Annotated in this window: 14 protein-coding genes; 12 read left to right on the top strand and 2 right to left on the bottom strand. The window is 73.7% G+C overall.

Going from position 1 to position 16,480, the window contains the following annotated elements:
* Nucleotides 1–155: 155 nt before the first annotated feature.
* The 3 genes from ACIP4Z_RS21190 (at nucleotide 156) to ACIP4Z_RS21180 (ending at nucleotide 2,887) form a co-directional block, all read left to right on the top strand.
* Entirely contained in the window at nucleotides 156–1,049 is an 894-nt protein-coding gene (locus tag ACIP4Z_RS21190) for a hypothetical protein (RefSeq protein WP_401310219.1), read from the top strand.
* Between the two features lie 114 nt (nucleotides 1,050–1,163).
* Entirely contained in the window at nucleotides 1,164–2,030 is an 867-nt protein-coding gene (locus tag ACIP4Z_RS21185) for a MurR/RpiR family transcriptional regulator (protein ID WP_401310216.1), read from the top strand.
* Nucleotides 2,031–2,290: 260 nt separating this feature from the next.
* A complete protein-coding gene (locus ACIP4Z_RS21180; protein WP_401310213.1) occupies nucleotides 2,291–2,887 on the top strand; it encodes a hypothetical protein in 597 nt (198 codons plus the stop codon).
* Nucleotides 2,888–3,008: 121 nt separating this feature from the next.
* On the opposite strand, the gene ACIP4Z_RS21175 is transcribed toward ACIP4Z_RS21180, so the two are convergent.
* Complete coding sequence (locus tag ACIP4Z_RS21175; RefSeq protein ID WP_355346968.1) at nucleotides 3,009–4,334, bottom strand: diaminopimelate decarboxylase; 1,326 nt, start codon at nucleotides 4,332–4,334, stop codon at nucleotides 3,009–3,011.
* 173 nt (nucleotides 4,335–4,507) lie between these two features.
* On the opposite strand from ACIP4Z_RS21175, the gene hutU reads away from it, so the two are divergent.
* The 4 genes from hutU to hutI all read left to right on the top strand — a co-directional run bounded on the left by hutU (nucleotide 4,508) and on the right by hutI (nucleotide 10,191).
* On the top strand, nucleotides 4,508–6,175 hold the full coding sequence (gene hutU / locus ACIP4Z_RS21170; protein ID WP_401310210.1) for a urocanate hydratase: 1,668 nt from the start codon (nucleotides 4,508–4,510) through the stop codon (nucleotides 6,173–6,175).
* A 142-nt stretch (nucleotides 6,176–6,317) separates the two neighbouring features.
* Complete coding sequence (locus ACIP4Z_RS21165; RefSeq protein WP_401310207.1) at nucleotides 6,318–7,514, top strand: allantoate amidohydrolase; 1,197 nt, start codon at nucleotides 6,318–6,320, stop codon at nucleotides 7,512–7,514.
* A complete protein-coding gene (locus tag ACIP4Z_RS21160) occupies nucleotides 7,505–8,845 on the top strand; it encodes a formimidoylglutamate deiminase (RefSeq protein ID WP_355346977.1) in 1,341 nt (446 codons plus the stop codon). Before ACIP4Z_RS21165 ends, ACIP4Z_RS21160 begins: the two co-directional genes overlap by 10 nt.
* Before the next feature lie 116 nt (nucleotides 8,846–8,961).
* The gene (gene hutI / locus ACIP4Z_RS21155) at nucleotides 8,962–10,191 is read left to right on the top strand and encodes an imidazolonepropionase (RefSeq protein WP_401310204.1); all 1,230 of its coding nucleotides are present in this window, start codon (nucleotides 8,962–8,964) and stop codon (nucleotides 10,189–10,191) included.
* Nucleotides 10,192–10,299: 108 nt separating this feature from the next.
* On the opposite strand, the gene ACIP4Z_RS21150 is transcribed toward hutI, so the two are convergent.
* Nucleotides 10,300–11,151, bottom strand: coding sequence for a SigB/SigF/SigG family RNA polymerase sigma factor (locus ACIP4Z_RS21150; protein WP_391162265.1), 852 nt, complete (start codon nucleotides 11,149–11,151; stop codon nucleotides 10,300–10,302).
* Nucleotides 11,152–11,380: 229 nt separating this feature from the next.
* On the opposite strand from ACIP4Z_RS21150, the gene ACIP4Z_RS21145 reads away from it, so the two are divergent.
* The 5 genes from ACIP4Z_RS21145 (at nucleotide 11,381) to ACIP4Z_RS21125 (ending at nucleotide 16,433) form a co-directional block, all read left to right on the top strand.
* A complete protein-coding gene (locus tag ACIP4Z_RS21145) occupies nucleotides 11,381–11,749 on the top strand; it encodes an STAS domain-containing protein (RefSeq protein ID WP_355346986.1) in 369 nt (122 codons plus the stop codon).
* A gap of 141 nt (nucleotides 11,750–11,890) precedes the next feature.
* Nucleotides 11,891–12,394 (top strand): ATP-binding protein, encoded by a 504-nt coding sequence (locus ACIP4Z_RS21140; RefSeq protein WP_401310199.1) that lies wholly within the window; start codon nucleotides 11,891–11,893, stop codon nucleotides 12,392–12,394.
* 379 nt (nucleotides 12,395–12,773) lie between these two features.
* Nucleotides 12,774–13,499 (top strand): peptidase, encoded by a 726-nt coding sequence (locus ACIP4Z_RS21135; protein ID WP_401310196.1) that lies wholly within the window; start codon nucleotides 12,774–12,776, stop codon nucleotides 13,497–13,499.
* Between the two features lie 126 nt (nucleotides 13,500–13,625).
* Complete coding sequence (locus ACIP4Z_RS21130) at nucleotides 13,626–14,987, top strand: beta-xylosidase (RefSeq protein ID WP_401310194.1); 1,362 nt, start codon at nucleotides 13,626–13,628, stop codon at nucleotides 14,985–14,987.
* A gap of 144 nt (nucleotides 14,988–15,131) precedes the next feature.
* Complete coding sequence (locus tag ACIP4Z_RS21125; RefSeq protein ID WP_401310191.1) at nucleotides 15,132–16,433, top strand: WxL protein peptidoglycan domain-containing protein; 1,302 nt, start codon at nucleotides 15,132–15,134, stop codon at nucleotides 16,431–16,433.
* Nucleotides 16,434–16,480: the final 47 nt, after the last annotated feature.

Below are 16,480 nucleotides of genomic sequence, written 5' to 3'. Positions count from 1 at the left end.
GCCCCTTCGCCGTGCCGGTCGAGGACGCGGGTGGGTAAACCTCGCAAACCCTGACGGCGTCCTACGTCATGGTCCGCATGGGGCGGATGTCCGGCGGATAGACGCGTCTATACGCTTGTGGGCGGAGTTTGGAGCGGGAGAGGGGGCGGTGTCGGGTGCCGGGCAAGGTCCGCGAGGGGAGTCGGGGCGCCGCGGAGCGGGTGGGGACGGCACTGCGGGGAGCCCTGCGGCTGATCTGGCGGACCGTGCGCGGCGAGTGGCAGGGGATCGTCGTCGCGCCGGTGCGTGAGCTGCTGCGCCGCGGGCTGCCCGGACTGTCCCTGGCGTTCCTCGCCGGGCTCGGGGTGATCTTCTTCCACGGGATAGCGCAGAGCAGGGCGGGCGCGACCGTGGTGCGCGTGGTCGGCGGTGTCTACGCCGATCTGCCGCTGCCGCTGGCCCTGTTGCGGACACCGGTCTCGCTGTACGTCCCCGCGCTCGACCTGCCCGTGTGGGCGGGCATGACGCAGCTCTTCCTCGCCTTCGCGCTCGCCGAGCTGGTACTCGGGCGGGCCAGGACGCTGGTGATCGCGTACACCACGACGCTGGTCGGCACCCTGATGGCGCGCGCCATGATCGCGATGGGCACCGGCTGGTGGGGGCTCGGGCTGCCGCCCGACGCCGGGGCGATCCTCGACACCGGGCCGTCGGCCGCCGTCGTCGGGCTCTTCACGTATCTGTCGATCACGCAGCGCGCGCCCATCGTCTTCTTCTTCACCGGCGGCTCCATGGTCATGGAGTCCGTCATCAAGCCGAATCTGGCGGGCCGCGAGCACCTGATCGCCATCGCCACCGCGATCGTCCTGGCCGTCGTCCACCGCCGCCACGCGCTGTCGGCCTCGCGCGTGATCCGCAGCTCCGTCGCCGAGGAGCACTCCCGCCGGGTCGAGGAGCACCCCCTCCGGGCCGAAGAGCGCCCGCACCGAACCGAGGAGCGCCCGCACCGAACCGAGGAGCGCCCCCTGCGGGTCGAGGAGAACCGCGACCTGCCGGGCGCCCAGGCACCGTAGCCTTGCCCGGACTGCATATCGTCATGCAGAGTCTTGTCCCAGTGAATAAGAGCCGGTGGACGGGGTCACGATGGGCTGGGCGGCGAAGGTCGGGGACGGCGAAGGGCCGGTGCGGTGACGGGGAGCGACGTGGTGACGCGGGACGCGGCGGGCGGCGCCTCGGCCCGGCTGCTGAAACTCTTCGAGGCGCACCGCCTCACGCCCACCCAGCGGCGGATCGCGCACTGCCTGGTGCGTAAGGCCGCGCAGGCACCGTACCTGTCCAGCGTGGAGGTGGCGGAACTGGCGGGCGTCAGCCAGCCGTCGGTCACCCGTTTCGCCGTCGCCCTCGGCTTCGACGGCTACCCGGCGCTCCGCCGCCACCTGCGCGAGGTCGCGCCCGCGCCCGCGGAGCCGGAGACGGCCGCGTACAACGAGTACCAGCAGGCCGTGCACGCCGAGATCGAGAATCTGCGGCACCTCGCGGAACTGCTCGGCGACACCGGGCCCGCCACCCGCGCGGGCGCCGTACTCGCCGCGTCCCGGCCGCTCCCGGTCCTCGGCCTGCGCGCGGCCGGCGCCCAGGCCCGCGGCTTCGCGTACTTCGCCGCCAAGGTCCACCCCGACGTGCGGCTCCTCGACGAGGGCGGCACGATGCTCGCCGACCGGCTCGACGCGGCCGTGCGCGCCGGAGCCACCGCCCTCCTGTGCTTCGCGCTGCCCCGCCACCCCCGCGAGGTCGTCGACGCCCTCGCCCACGCCCGCGCGGCCGGCCTGACCGTCGTCACCGTCGCCGACAGCGCCTTCGCCCCCGTCGCCGCCCACACCGACCTCCTCCTCCCCGCCGCCGTCGGCACCGGCCTCGCCTTCGACACCGCCTGCGCCCCCATGCTCCTCGGCCGCGTCCTCCTGGAGTCCATGTGCGACGCCCTCCCCGACGCCCAGGCGCGCCTGGAGGAATTCGACGCCCGGGCGGCGGCGCGGGGCGTCTTCACCGAGTAGCGCCTCGGGCGCCGTTCTGATGGCCTGGTGCCGTTCTCAGGGCCCGGTGCCGGTCTCATGGGCCGGTGCCGGTCTCATGGGTCCGGCGCCGCCCCGCCCGCGGCGAATCCGCATGATTCCGGGCCGGAAGCCGCACTTCTTAACGAAAATCTGAGAAACACTGAGTACCCTCCCCACCACTTGCTGGGTGATGCCGTGGCGAAGGACGGCAGCGAAGGAGGAGGCGCGACGTGGTGCGCGGGGCCTACACATTGGCACGGGTGGCAGTGACGGTGCGCGCGGCGGCGTGCTGGCTGTGGTGGGCGGGGGTGATCGCGGCCGTGCCGGGCACGGCGGTGACCTTCAGCCCGACGGGACGCCGGATCGGCGTCATGGCGGGCGCGGTGGCGTTCATCGTCGCCGCGGTGACCGCCTACGCGGTACGCGGCGGCCGGTACGCCGAGCGGGCGAGCGCCGCGACCAAGGCGGCGAAGAGCGTCTTCCTCCAGGACCGCAGGGTCACCGCCCGCGCCTGGCTGCGCCGCCGCAGGTGGTGGCTGCTCGCCGCCTTCGTGGTGGCCGCGGCCTCGTCGCTCGCGCTGCCCTGCGCGGGCGGCATGCTGCTCGGCGGCATCGGCGCCGGGCTGTGGGCCAAGTCCCGCAGGATCGCTCGGATCGAGCGTTCCCAGGACGCCCTGCTGTGGGTCCGCCCGGACGGCGACGGCGCCGCCTACCAGCTCACCGGGATCGCCGCGGGCGACGCGGCCCCCGGCGGCGGCCGCCGCCGCGGCCCGGTGACCGCCGCCAACCCCGTCGCGGCCCCGGCGCCGCGCCGCCGCTCCGCGCGCCCGGCCCGTCCGCGCGCCGGACGGTCCTGAGCCGAGGGAAGGCGACCGCCGGGTGGCCGCCGCCGGGCGGTCCTGACCCGGGTGACGGCGGTCGGCCCCGGCACCGGGCTGCTGCCCCCGCGCTAAGCGAGGGGCAGCCCGGTCGTCGCCGTCAGCCCCGGCGCAGGGGCGGCAGGGCGCCGCCGCTCTCCGCGACCAGGTCGTCCAGGGTCTGGGCGGTCCTGACCTGAGCGAAGGTGACCGAGCCCGTGCTGTCCGCGGTGTAGCCGTGGACGGCGGGCCGGGGCAGCGAGTTGTACGCGAAGTGGTTCGAGAAGTAGTACGCGCCGGTGTCGAGCAGCGCGACAAAATCACCCGCGTCCAGCAGCGGCAGCGCCCGGCCCTGCGCGACCAGGTCGCCCGCGAAGCAGCACGGCCCCGCCACGTCCTGCACGACCGGCTCGCCGTCCTTCTCGCGGCCCTTCCCGTCCAGCGCCAGCACCCGTATCGGCCACGCCTCGGGGACGAAGACGGTACGGGTGGCCACCTGCGCGCCCGCGTGCGTCACCGCGATCGGCCGCCCGCCCGCGGACTTGGCGTACTCCACCCGCGCCAGCACCGTGCCGTTCTTGGCCAGCAGCGAGCGCCCGAACTCGGTGACGATGCCGTAGCGCCCGTCGAAGAGGCCGGGCACCTCGGCGCGCAGCACGCGCGCGTAGTCCGCGAAGGACGGCGCGACGTCGTCGGAGCGGAAGTTCACCGGCAGGCCGCCGCCGATGTCGAGCACGCTGACCTGCTGCCGCCCGGCCGCCGCGTTGATCCGCTCGGCCAGCTCGTACGCGGCCCGCACGCCCGCCGCCATCAGTTCGAGCGGCACACCCTGCGAACCGGTGTGGGTGTGCAGCCGGTTGAGCCAGGGGCGCTCGGCGTACGCGCGCAGCACCCACTCCTCCGCGCCCGGGTCGCGCAGCGCCACGCCGAACTTCGAGGTGGCCGTCGCGGTGCTCATCGCGCCGATCGTGCCGCCGCCCACCTGCGGGTTGACCCGCAGCCCGACGGGGGAGGCCGACTCCGCCCCGGCCAGGCGCAGCGCGTCGATTCTGGCCAGCTCCTGCGGATTGTCCGCGTTGACGGCGATGCCCAGCTCCAGCGCCTCGCGCAGCTCCGCCACGGTCTTGGCGGGGGAGTCCAGCACGGTCCGGTCGGCCGGGATGCCCGCGGCGCGCGCCAGCGCCAGCTCGCCGGGGCTGGCGACCTCCGCGCCGAGCCCGCACTCGCCGAGCAGCGCGAGCACCGGGACGAGGGAGGCGGCCTTGACGGCGAAGGTGTGGGTGACGGCCACGCCCGGCGTCGCGAAGGCGGCGTGCAGCGCCGTCGCCGAGCGTTCGATGCCGGTGACGTCCAGCAGGCCGACGACCGGCTCCGCCTCGCCGACCAGTCCCTGCTCCACCGCGGCACGCAGCGCGTGCCCCCGTCGTATTCCCAGTTCATCCGTCATGACATCCATCCCACCACCTCCCCGCCCGCGCCCGCCAACCCGGCTCAAGGAGTGGTCGCGCCGATCTCACCGGGGCCGCGCGACCGCACCTTGTTGACTAGAGCTATTCAGCTAGTCAGGATGTGAATGGATGCACCCACACCGGGTGCGCCGACGACGAGGAGGCCGCACCGATGACGGGACCGAGGCCGGTACGCGCACCGCGCGGTACGGAACTGAGCGCGCTGGGCTGGCAGCAGGAAGCCGCGCTGCGCATGTTGCAGAACAACCTCGACCCGGAGGTCGCCGAGCACCCCGACAAGCTCGTCGTCTACGGCGGCACCGGCAAGGCCGCCCGCGACTGGAACTCCTTCGACGCCATGGTCCGCACCCTGCGCGGCCTCAAGCAGGACGAGACGATGCTCGTCCAGTCCGGCCGCCCGGTCGGCGTCATGCAGACCCACGAGTGGGCGCCGCGCGTCCTCATCGCCAACTCCAACCTCGTCGGCGACTGGGCGAACTGGGAGGAATTCCGCCGCCTCGAAGCGCTGGGCCTGACCATGTACGGCCAGATGACCGCCGGCTCGTGGATCTACATCGGCACCCAGGGCATCCTCCAGGGCACCTACGAGACCTTCGCCGCCGTCGCCGCCAAGCGCTTCGGCGGCTCGCTCGCCGGGACCATCACCCTCACCGCCGGACTCGGCGGCATGGGCGGCGCCCAGCCGCTGGCCGTCACCATGAACGGCGGCGTCGTGCTCTGTATCGACGTCGACCCGCGCGCCATCGAGCGCCGTATCGAGCACCGCTACCTCGACGTGAAGGCCGACTCGCTGGAGCACGCGCTGCGGCTGGCCACCGAGGCCCGCGACGCCCGCCGCCCGCTGTCCATCGGCGTCCTCGGCAACGCCGCCGAACTGGTGCCCCAACTGCTCGCCATGGGCGCCCCCGTCGACATCGTCACCGACCAGACCTCCGCCCACGACCCGCTCGCGTACCTCCCGCTCGGCATCGACTTCTCCGACATGGCCGACTACGCGGCCGAGAAGCCCGCCGAATTCACCCAGCGGGCCCGCGAGTCCATGGCCACGCACGTCGAGGCCATGGTCGGCTTCCAGGACGCGGGCGCCGAGGTCTTCGACTACGGCAACTCCATCCGCGGCGAGGCCCAACTCGCCGGGTACGAGCGGGCCTTCGCCTTCCCCGGCTTCGTCCCCGCCTACATCAGGCCGCTGTTCTGCGAGGGCAAGGGCCCCTTCCGCTGGGCCGCGCTGTCCGGCGAGGCGTCCGACATCCACAAGACCGACAAGGCCATCCTCGAACTCTTCCCCGAGAACGAGTCGCTGGCCCGCTGGATTCGCCTCGCGGGCGAACGCGTCCAGTTCCAGGGCCTGCCCGCCCGCATCTGCTGGCTCGGCTACGGCGAACGCGACCGCGCGGGCGAGCGCTTCAACGAGATGGTCGCCGACGGCACCCTCGCCGCCCCCGTCGTCATCGGCCGCGACCACCTCGACGCCGGTTCCGTCGCCTCCCCCTACCGCGAGACCGAGGCCATGCTCGACGGCTCCGACGCCATCGCCGACTGGCCGCTGCTCAACGCCATGGTCAACGTCGCCTCCGGCGCCTCCTGGGTCTCCATCCACCACGGCGGCGGCGTCGGCATCGGCCGCAGCATCCACGCCGGCCAGGTCACCGTCGCCGACGGCACCCCCCTCGCCGCCGAGAAGATCCGCCGCGTCCTCACCAACGACCCCGGCATGGGCGTCATCCGCCACGTCGACGCGGGCTACGACCGCGCCGACGAGGTGGCCGCCGAGCGCGGCGTGCGCGTCCCGATGCGGGAGGGCACCTCCGGTGAATGACTTCGCGCCCCCGCACAATTCACCCCCTCCGGCGTTCGAGGAGCGGGGTCCAGGGGCCGAGCCCCCGGTTCCGGGAAGGGGCGGGCCAGGGGAGAACGGGCCAGGGGCGAAACAGCCCGCCGCGGGCGCGTCCTTCCACGCGATGTGGCGCGACCTCCTCCCGGTCGGCCGGGACACCGGAACCGGCGGCTACCGCCGCTACGCCTGGACCCCGGCGGACACCGACTGCCGCGCCTGGTTCCGCGCCCAAGCGGAGTCCCGCGCCCTGACCTACGAGGTCGACCGCAACGGCAACCAGTGGGCCTGGCAGGGCGACCCGACGGCGGGCGACGCCGTCGTCACCGGCTCCCACCTGGACTCCGTCCCCGACGGCGGACCCTTCGACGGCCCCCTCGGCGTCATCTCCTCCTTCGCCGCCCTCGACGAACTCCGCGCCCGCGGCGCGACCCCCACCCGCCCCCTGGCCCTGGTCAACTTCACCGACGAGGAAGGCGCCCGCTTCGGCGTCGCCTGCGCCGGTTCCCGGCTGAGCGCGGGCCAGTTGACCCCGGAGCGCGCCAGGGAACTGCGCGACGCGGACGGCGTGAGCCTCGCCCGGGCCATGGAAGCGGCGGGCCAGGACCCGGAGGCGATCGGCCCCGACCCCGAACGCCTCGGCCGGATCGGCGCCTTCGTGGAACTCCACATCGAACAGGGCCGCGCCCTGGACCTGTCGGGCGACGCGGTCGGCGTCGCCTCGGCGATCTGGCCGCACGGCCGCTGGCGGTTCGACTTCACCGGCGAGGCCAACCACGCGGGCACCACCCGCCTGGAGGACCGCCGCGACCCGATGCTGACCTACGCCAACACGGTGCTGGCCGCCCGCAAGAAGGCCCGCCTCGCGGGCGCCCTCGCGACCTTCGGCAAGGTCAGCGTGGAACCCAACGGCGTCAACGCCATCGCCTCACTCGTTCGGGGCTGGCTCGACTCGCGCGCCGCGGACGAGGCGACCCTCGCCGAGGTCGTCACCGCCATCGAGCAGGCCGCGACCGAGCGCGGCGCCCGCGACGGCGTGGACGTGCGGGTCGTCCGCGAATCCTTCACCCCGGTGGTGGAATTCGCCCACGACCTGCGCGACCGCCTCACCGCGCTGCTCGGCGGCGCCGCGCCCGTACCGGTCCTTCCGACCGGCGCGGGACACGACGCGGGCATCCTGTCCGCGACCGTCCCAACCGCCATGCTGTTCGTACGCAACCCCACCGGCGTCTCGCACTCCCCGGCCGAATCGGCGGCCGAGGACGACTGCGTCGCCGGTGTGACCGCACTCGCCGACGTACTGGAAGGTCTCGCGTGCAGGTGACGTACTGGCTGGAGCACGCCTGGCTCGGCACCCATGTCGAGCCGGGCGTCGCGCTCACGGTCGCGGACGAACGCATCACCGAGGTCAGCACAGGCGTGGACGCGCCGCCCGCCGGGGCGACCGTCCTGCGCGGCCTGACCCTGCCCGGCCTGGCCAACGCCCACAGCCACGCCTTCCACCGGGCCCTGCGCGGCACCGTGCAAGTCGGCTCCGGGACCTTCTGGACCTGGCGCGAGTTCATGTACGGCGTCGCGCAGAAGCTCACCCCCGACACGTACTTCGACCTCGCGCGCGCCGTCTACGCCGAGATGGCGCTGGCCGGGATCACCGCGGTCGGCGAATTCCACTACCTGCACCACCAGCCGGGCGGCACCCCGTACGACAATCCCAACGCCATGGGCGAGGCCCTGATCGCCGCCGCGGGCGCGGCCGGGATCCGGATCACGCTGCTCGACACCGTCTACCTGCACGGCGGCCTGAACCGGAACGGCTACGCGCCGCTGGCCGGACCGCAGACCCGCTTCGGCGACGGCACCGCCGACCGCTGGTACGAGCGCTGGTCGCAGCTCAAGGGCGGCGGCCACGCGACGATCGGCGCCGCGCTGCACTCGGTGCGGGCCTTCTCCGCGAGCGACGGCTACACGGCCTTCGCCCGCTGGACCGACGGCGTGCCGACGCACATCCACCTGTCCGAGCAGCCCGCGGAGAACGAGGCGTGCGTCGCGGTGCACGGCCGCACCCCGGCCCGGCTGCTCGCGGACTCCGGCTTCTGGAAGCCGACCGCCACCGCCGTGCACGCCACGCACCTCACCGGTGAGGACATCGGCCTGATCGGGCGCGCGGGCAGCACCGTCTGCATGTGCCCCACGACGGAACGCGACCTGGCCGACGGCATCGGCCCGGCGCCCCGGCTCAAGGCGGCGGGCAGCCCGCTGAGCCTGGGCAGCGACAGCCACGCCGTCATCGACCTGTTCGAGGAGGCGCGCGCCATGGAACTGAACGAACGGCTGCGCACCCGCGCCCGCGGCCACTGGACCGCGGCCCAACTGCTGCGCGCCGCCACCGAGGACGGTCACGCGAGCCTCGGCCGACCCGACGCGGGCCGCTTGGAACCGGGCTGCGCCGCGGACTTCACCACGATCGCGCTGGACTCCGTCCGCACCGCCGGACCCCTGCCCCGGCTGGGCGCGGAGACCGCCGTATTCGCGGCCACGGGCGCGGATGTGACGTCCACCGTGGTCGGCGGCCGGCAGATCGTCCGTGACGGGCGGCATCAGCTCGTCGAGGACGTGCCCGCCGCCCTGGCAGCGGCCATCGCGGCCACCCGCTGAGTCCGAGCCGGAACCCGAGCCCGAATCCGAACCCCCTCGCGGGGCGCCCACCGAGCCCGTCCCCGAGCCCCGGCACCCCGCCTCCGTGCCCGCGTCCGAAGGAGAACCCCCGCGCGATGACCAGCAGCCCGGCGACCAGCAGCCCGGCGACCAGCGCCCCGAGCGGCCCGGCGCACAGCACGGCCATCACCAACATCGGCAGTCTGGTCACCAACGATCCCTCCCTCCGCACCCCGGAAAACCCCCTCGGCCTGATCCAGGACGCCGCCGTCGTCATCGAGGGCGACCGCGTCGTCTGGACCGGTACCCACAGCAAATCACCCGCCACTGACAGTCACCACGACGCCGGGGGCCGGGCGCTGCTCCCCGGCTTCGTGGACTCCCACGCGCACCTGGTCTTCGCGGGCGACAGGACCGCCGAATTCCACGCCCGGATGTCGGGCCGCCCCTACTCCGCGGGCGGCATCCGCACCACGGTCGCGGCCACCCGCGCGGCCTCCGACGACGAACTGTCGGCGAACGTCGCCCGCTACCTCGCGGAGGCGCTGCGGCAGGGCACCACGACGCAGGAGACCAAGTCCGGCTACGGCCTGACCACGCACGACGAGGCCCGCGCGCTGCGGATCGCGGCCGGTCACACCGACGAGGTGACGTACCTGGGCGCCCATGTCGTCGCCCCGGAGTTCGCCGACGACCCGGCGGCGTACGTCGCCCTGGTGACCGGCGAGATGCTGGACGCCTGCGCGCCGCACGCCCGCTGGATCGACGTCTTCTGCGAGGAGGGCGCCTTCGACGGCGACCAGGCCCGCGCGGTCCTCACCGCGGGCGCGGCCCGCGGACTGGTCCCGCGCGTGCACGCCAACCAGCTCTCGTACGGCCCCGGCGTGCGCCTCGCCGTCGAGCTGGACGCGGCCTCGGCCGACCACTGCACGCATCTGACGGACGCCGACGTGGACGCGCTCGCCAGCGCGCCGCGTACGGTCGCGACGCTGCTGCCCGGCGCCGAATTCTCCACCCGGGCCGTCTACCCGGACGCCCGGCGGCTGCTGGACGCGGGCGCGACGGTGGCGCTGTCCACGGACTGCAACCCGGGCTCGTCCTTCACCAGCTCCATGGCCTTCTGCGTGGCCCTCGCGGTCCGCGACATGGGCATGACGCCCGACGAGGCCGTCCTGGCCGCCACCCTCGGCGGCGCCCGGGCGCTGCGCCGTACGGACGTCGGCACGGTCGCGCCGGGCGCCCGCGCCGATCTGCACCTGCTGGACGCCCCCAGCCACGTCCACCTCGCCTACCGCCCGGGAGTCCCCCTGACGGCGGCGGTGTGGCAGGCCGGGAAGCGCCTATGAAGCGCCGAGGAGCGCGCCTGAGCGCCCGGGGGAGGCTGCTTAGGGCCTGTGGCGGCGGGCGGGCGTGCCAGGGGGCGAAGGGGCCGTTCGTGATCCGCCGGACAGGCCCTAGTCCTCGACCATCAGTCCGCGGCGCAGCCGCGCCAGCGTGCGCGACAGCAGCCGTGACACGTGCATCTGCGAGATGCCCAGCTCCTCGCCGATCTCGGACTGCGTGAGATTGGCGACGAAGCGCAGCGACAAGATGGTGCGGTCGCGCGGTGCGAGCCCGGCGATCAGCGGCTTGAGGGACTCGACGTACTCGATGCCCTCGAGGTCGTGGTCCTCGTAGCCGATCCGGTCGGCCAGCGCGCCCTCCGGGTCGTCCTCCGCGGGCTGGGCGTCCAGCGAACTGGCGGTGTACGCGTTGCTCGCCGCCATGCCCTCGACGATCTCGTGCTCGGGCAGGCCGAGGCGTTCGGCCAGCTCCCGCACGGTCGGGGAGCGGTCCAGTTGCTGGGCCAGCTCGTCGCCCGCCTTGGCGAGGTCGAGCCGCAGCTCCTGGAGCCGCCGCGGCACCCGTACCGACCAGCTCGTGTCACGGAAGAAACGTTTGATCTCACCGATGATCGTCGGCATCGCGAACGTGGGGAACTCCACACCGCGGCTCAGCTCGAACCGGTCGATCGCCTTGATCAGGCCGATCGTGCCGACCTGGACGATGTCCTCCATCGGCTCGCTGCGGGTGCGGAAGCGCGAGGCGGCGAATTTCACCAGCGCCAGATTGAGTTCGACCAGGGTGTTGCGGACATACGAGTACTCGGTGGTGCCCTCCTCCAGCGACTGGAGGCGGGCGAAGAGCGTCTTCGACAGGGCGCGGGCGTCGACCGGTCCTATACGGTCGTACGGCGGGATCTCGGGAAGTCCCTCAAGGCCCTTGAGCTGCTCGTGCGCATGATCCAGGCTCAGCCGGGGTGTCATGTGCTCCTCCCTCTCTTGAGACCTTTCGCGACCACTCGCGGCGATGGATGGAGCGGTGCCGTATCTCCACCCCTACCCCGATTCCCCGGCCGGTCGCAAATTCCCTCGAACGGGTGAGGTACGGTCCGCTGGACCGTTCCTGCCGGGCCCGCGACCTCCGACTACCGCGCCATCTGCGAAAAGCGTAGGGTCGGGGGGCGTGTCAACACGGACGCACAGAGGAGCGCACATGGACCGCGATGTGGTCGGCACGGCCGACCTGGGAAGGCTGCGTGTCGAGGTGGGACACCACGGCCGATCCGCGGTCTTCGCCCCCACGGGCGAGTTGGACCACCACACCGCTGACCTGCTGAGCGAGCCGCTCGACGCGGCTCTCGACGCGGGCACCACCCGGCTGGTGATCGACTGCTCGGGCCTGGAGTTCTGCGACTCCACGGGGCTGAACGTGTTGCTGAGCGCGCGACTGCGGGCGGACGCCGCCGGGGGGGCCGTCCATCTGGCCGCCATGCAGCCGACGGTCGCCCGCGTTTTCGAGATCACCGGGGCGGACACGGTTTTCACCGTGCACGCCACGCTGGACCAGGCGCTTCAGGAGTAGCGGGGTGCGTACGGGGGCCATGGGACGTGAGTGGCGATTTCCTGCGGGACGATGTTTGGTGGGCTCCCAGACGTGTTCCCGGAGATCGACCGGGAAGAAGACCGACGGACACCTGTTGGACATCCGTGAGGTGAGGCGCTGATGAGCACCACCCGGCCTTACGCTGCGGACGACCGCGGCTCGGATTCGGGCGAGGGTGAGTCCGACGTGTCGGCGCCCGAGCGGGCCGGTCCCGACGAACCGGTGCGGAAGCTGGCGCTGTCGGGCGAGAGCGGCATTGTGCCGCGCGCCCGTGACTTCACCCGGCAGGCACTGCGCGACTGGGGCTGGCTGCCCGCCGCGAGCGCGGACCGCAGAGCCGCCGCCGAGGACGTGCTGCTGGTCGTCTCCGAGCTGGTCACCAACGCCTGCCTGCACGCGGGCGGCCCCGACGAGCTGCGGCTGCGCCGCAACCCCAAGTCGCTGCGCCTCGAAGTCGTCGACAGCGGCCCGGGCGAGCCGTCGCCCCGTACCCCGCACCGCGCGGGCCGCCCCGGCGGCCACGGCATGTTCATCGTGCAGCGGCTCTGCCTCGACTGGGGCGTGATCCGCGAGACCGACCGGCCCGGCAAGACGGTCTGGGCGGAACTGGCCGCACCGGCGTAACCGCGACGGCCGCCGCCCGGCGGCCACGACCGGACCCCTCCCGGTCGCGGCGGACCGTTCCGCACGGCCGCGCCCGTACGCCCGCACCGGTACGCGCCCGCACCGGTACGCGCCCGCCCTGACGCGTTCCCGTCCGCGCACGCGTGCTTCCGTACGCGCGCGCTCGCCGTCTGTACGCCCAAGCTCGCCTTCCTCCGCGCACGCCTGCTCCCGTACGCCCACGCGCTCCTCCGCGCGCCGGCGGGTCCGCCTTCGCGCGCCCGGTTTCCGTCGGTGCGACGCCTCTCTTCCCTCTCCGACCTCACCGGCGTACCCTCACGCCAAATCTGATGTGCCGTCAGATCTGCCGGTGCGGGTGGCGGCGGAGGGAGATGGGCCGATGAGCAGGACCAGGGCGGGTTTCGTGGTGGCCGGGATAGCGGCGGGGGCGGTCGTCATGACCGGCGCCCCAGCCGCGCAGGCGGCCACGGTGAACGTCAACTACCACTGCAAGACGCCGATCGGCGACAAGAGCGCGGTCTCGCCGATCGACATCGCGGCCACGCCCAGCGGCTCGTCGTACCGCCTGAAGATGACCTTCCAGAAGGGAGTCTCGTCCAGTCCGATCGAGCTGGGCAAGGGGGCGATGAACCCGCACGCGACGATCCTGCTCGGCGGCGCGGACAGCGGTTCGCTCACGGTGACGGGACCGTCCAACCCGGCCCCGATCCCGGCCAACACGCCGATCAAGATCACCGATCTGTCGGGCACGTACACCCCGAAGGCGAGCGGCAAGGTCACCTTCACGCCCGGCGTGCTGACCATCCTGGCGCTGGGCACGACGACGACCTGCACGGCCGATCCCAAGCCGGGGGTGTCGCTCACCCTCACCGTCAAAGCGGCGGGCGGATCGAGCGGTTCCGGCGGGTCGAGCGCGTCCGGCGGTACGACGGGCTCCGGCGGCTCGTCGGGTTCCGGCGGTACGAGCGGAGGTTCGAGCGGCAACCTCGCGCAGACCGGCTCCGACGACGGCGTGGTCGCCCTCGGCACCCTCGGCGGCACGGTGCTGCTGTTCGGGGCCGGTGGCGCGCTCTGGCTGACCCGCCGCACCCGGCGCCGCGTCTGACGATCTGACGGATCGTCAGATACGGTCGGCGCTCTCCATCGACTTCTCTTGACCGCCCGGCCTCAATGGCCACCGTCGGCGCGGGAAATGGGACGCCGCGTCACGAACACGGATCAAGGGGACGATATGAACGCTCATTCGCGCAGGGCGCCGGGCCGCCGAGGTCCACGAAGACCAGCCACCGTCGCGCGCCGGCTCGTGGCGGTCGTCGGTACGGCGGCGCTCGTCGTCGGCGGCGGGACGGTGCTCGCCGCCTCGGCGCACGCCAACACCCCGGTCGACTTCGCCACGCACTGCGTCCCGCCGGCCGTCGCCGGGCTGCCGCCCATCGACGGCACGTCCACCGCCACGGTCACCGTGGACGACGCGACGCCGAAGGTCGGCGACACCGTCCACGTCACCTACACGCTCAGCCGGGCCGCGGCGAGCAACCCGACCGACATCGCCCTGCCCGCCGACGTGGTCACTCCGCACGCCGTCGTGGTGCTCGGCGGTGCGCAGACCGGCGCCGTCACGGTGGACGGCCCCAAGAGCAACCCGCCGATCCCCGGCAAGGGCGCCTTCCCCGCGCTGGTCATGCACGGCAGCTTCACCGCCACCGCGGCGGGCACGATCACGCTGTCGCCCGGCGACTACACCATCCACACCAGCTACATCCTGGAGCTGGACACCGTCTGCACCGTGACGAATCCGCCCGCGCCGGTCTCCGAGACGGTCACGGCGAGCGGCTCGGTGCCGACCAACAACCGTGCCATCGCGCTGGGTTCGGCGTCCGGCGACCGGTGTGCGGCGGTGAGGGTGACCGGCAGCCACTTCACCGAGGGCGCCACCGTCACCATCGCGGGCCGCTCCGGCGCCGACGGGACGGCCGACCGTACGACGGCCACCGCCGACTCCTACGGCGGCTTCACGGCGTCGCTCACCGTCAACGACCCCGCGACCACCGGGATCGTGGCGTACGAGGGCGGCGCGTACGACCCCGCGACCGCCGCCGGACCCGCCGCGTACGCCGTCAATGACAACACCCCCGTACCGCCCGGCGCGCAGAAGGTCACGGCGTCGGTCGTCCCGGGCACGCTGTCGATGACGCAGGCCGGTGACACGGTCACGATGACGCCCGTCGACTTCGGCGCGGGCGGCACGTCCAGCGGCGCGCTCAGCACCGTCACCGTCATGGACTTCCGCGGCGGCTCCACCGGCTGGTCGCTCACCGGCAAGGTCAGCGACTTCACCGGCCCGGACGGGTCGCGGATCGGCGCGGACAGGCTCGGCTGGACACCCGCCTGCGCGACCGCGACGGGCAGCCCGAGCAACTGCGTGGCGGGCAGCGCCGGTTCCGTCGGCAGTACGGGAGCCACCCTGGCCTCCGCGCCCGACGCCACCGCGACCGGCGGCGAGTTCACCGTCGACGCCGGTCTCTCACTCGACATTCCGCGGTTCAGCCCCGCCGGAACCTACTCGGGAGTCTTGACCCTGACCCTGACCTGACGCACAGTCAGATACTGCTGCCGACCGAGGGAGTTGACGAGGATGTCGTGGTCGCGAGCACGGTCGTGGTCACCGCCGCCGTCCCGGTCCCGCCCGCGCGCCGCCCGGGTCGGGGCCGACGCGCGGACGCGTACGCGGATACGCGTGCGGCCCCGTCCGCCGCTTCCGGACGTGCTCGCGGGCACACCTGCGGGGACACCTGCGGGCACACCTCCGGGCGTACTTCCTCGCGGACGGGCGCGGGCACGGTCCGCGGCGGCCACGGGCCTGCGCGCGCTCACCGCGACCGGGGCCGTCGTGGCGGTCGGCCTCGCCGCTCTCCTCGGTCCGGCGGCGGGACCGGCCGGCGCCGCCGACAACGGGCGCTGGTCGGTTTTCCCCGCCCCTGCCGCGGGCGCCGCCGACCCCAGTGCCACCGGCCAGGAACGGCAGTTCTTCACCCTCCAGGCCGACCCCGGCACCACCGTCAAGGACAAGGTGTCGGTCTCCAACCTCTCCACCGCGCCGATGACCTTCAGGCTCTACGGCGCCGACGCGTACAACACCCCGCGCGACGGCGGCTTCGCCGTCCGGGGCCCCGACGAGACCAACCGCGACGTCGGCACCTGGATCCGGCTCGCCAAGACCACGCTGACCGTGCCGCCGCGCACCCGCGCCGACATCCCGTTCACCCTCGCCGTCCCGGCCAACGCCTCGCCCGGCGACCACCCCGGCGCGATCGTCGCCTTGGACACCCGGACCGACGAGGGCTCGGGCAAGGTCGCGGTCGGGGTGCGCCGGGCGGTCGGCGCGCGCGTCTACCTGCGGGTCGGCGGGCCGAGCCTGGCCGCGCTCTCCGTCGAACACCTCACCGTCAGCCACGGCGACCCGCTGCTGCCCGGCACCGGCAGCACGGCCGCCACCATCCACTACACGCTGGTCAACCGCGGCAATGTCACCCTCTCACCGCGCCTGGCCGTCAAGGCCACCGGCCTGTTCGGCCGCACCCTGCTCAACCGCCCGGCCCGCGACCTGCCCCTCGAACTCCTGCCGGGACAGCAGGTCAGCCTCACCCAGAAGTGGGCGGACGCCCCGGCCTTCGACCGCGTCTCGGTCCGGCTGACCGTCAGCACCGCGACCGGCGGCGTCGACGAGCGCGGCACCGCCTCGTACCTCGTCGCACCCTGGCTCGCGGTGGCGCTCGTCCTGGCCGGACTCGCGGTGTCGGCCGTCTGGTACGTACGCCGCCGGCGGTCGCGGCACCCGGCGGCGGAAGCCGCTGAGGCGGCATCTGGCGCCGGGCCGGACGCGGTGCCGGACGCTTCGGGTACGTACACGGGCCCCGGTCCGCGTGCGGGCACGGGCGCGGGCGGGGACACCGACACGGACACCGACTCAGGTGCGGATACGGGTGCGGACTCCGGGCCCGGCACCGCCGTCATCGGCGCGCCGACGGGCGGGAGTTGACGTGCGGGCGACGCGAAGCGGGCTCCTGGGACGGCGGTTGGGCCTCG

The sequence above is a fragment of the Streptomyces sp. NPDC088910 genome, assembly GCF_044749865.1.
Lineage (GTDB): Bacteria > Actinomycetota > Actinomycetes > Streptomycetales > Streptomycetaceae > Actinacidiphila.
This window is presented reverse-complemented; position numbering and strand designations above follow the sequence as displayed.

Coding starts and splice junctions, on each gene's coding strand:
- ACIP4Z_RS21175 (WP_355346968.1), bottom strand. CDS start 4,334: ATGACGGATGAACTGGGAATACGACGGGGGCACGCGCTGCGTGCCGCG.
- hutU (WP_401310210.1), top strand. CDS start 4,508: ATGACGGGACCGAGGCCGGTACGCGCACCGCGCGGTACGGAACTGAGC.
- ACIP4Z_RS21165 (WP_401310207.1), top strand. CDS start 6,318: ATGTGGCGCGACCTCCTCCCGGTCGGCCGGGACACCGGAACCGGCGGC.
- hutI (WP_401310204.1), top strand. CDS start 8,962: ATGACCAGCAGCCCGGCGACCAGCAGCCCGGCGACCAGCGCCCCGAGC.
- ACIP4Z_RS21150 (WP_391162265.1), bottom strand. CDS start 11,151: ATGACACCCCGGCTGAGCCTGGATCATGCGCACGAGCAGCTCAAGGGC.
- ACIP4Z_RS21145 (WP_355346986.1), top strand. CDS start 11,381: ATGGACCGCGATGTGGTCGGCACGGCCGACCTGGGAAGGCTGCGTGTC.
- ACIP4Z_RS21140 (WP_401310199.1), top strand. CDS start 11,891: ATGAGCACCACCCGGCCTTACGCTGCGGACGACCGCGGCTCGGATTCG.
- ACIP4Z_RS21135 (WP_401310196.1), top strand. CDS start 12,774: ATGAGCAGGACCAGGGCGGGTTTCGTGGTGGCCGGGATAGCGGCGGGG.
- ACIP4Z_RS21130 (WP_401310194.1), top strand. CDS start 13,626: ATGAACGCTCATTCGCGCAGGGCGCCGGGCCGCCGAGGTCCACGAAGA.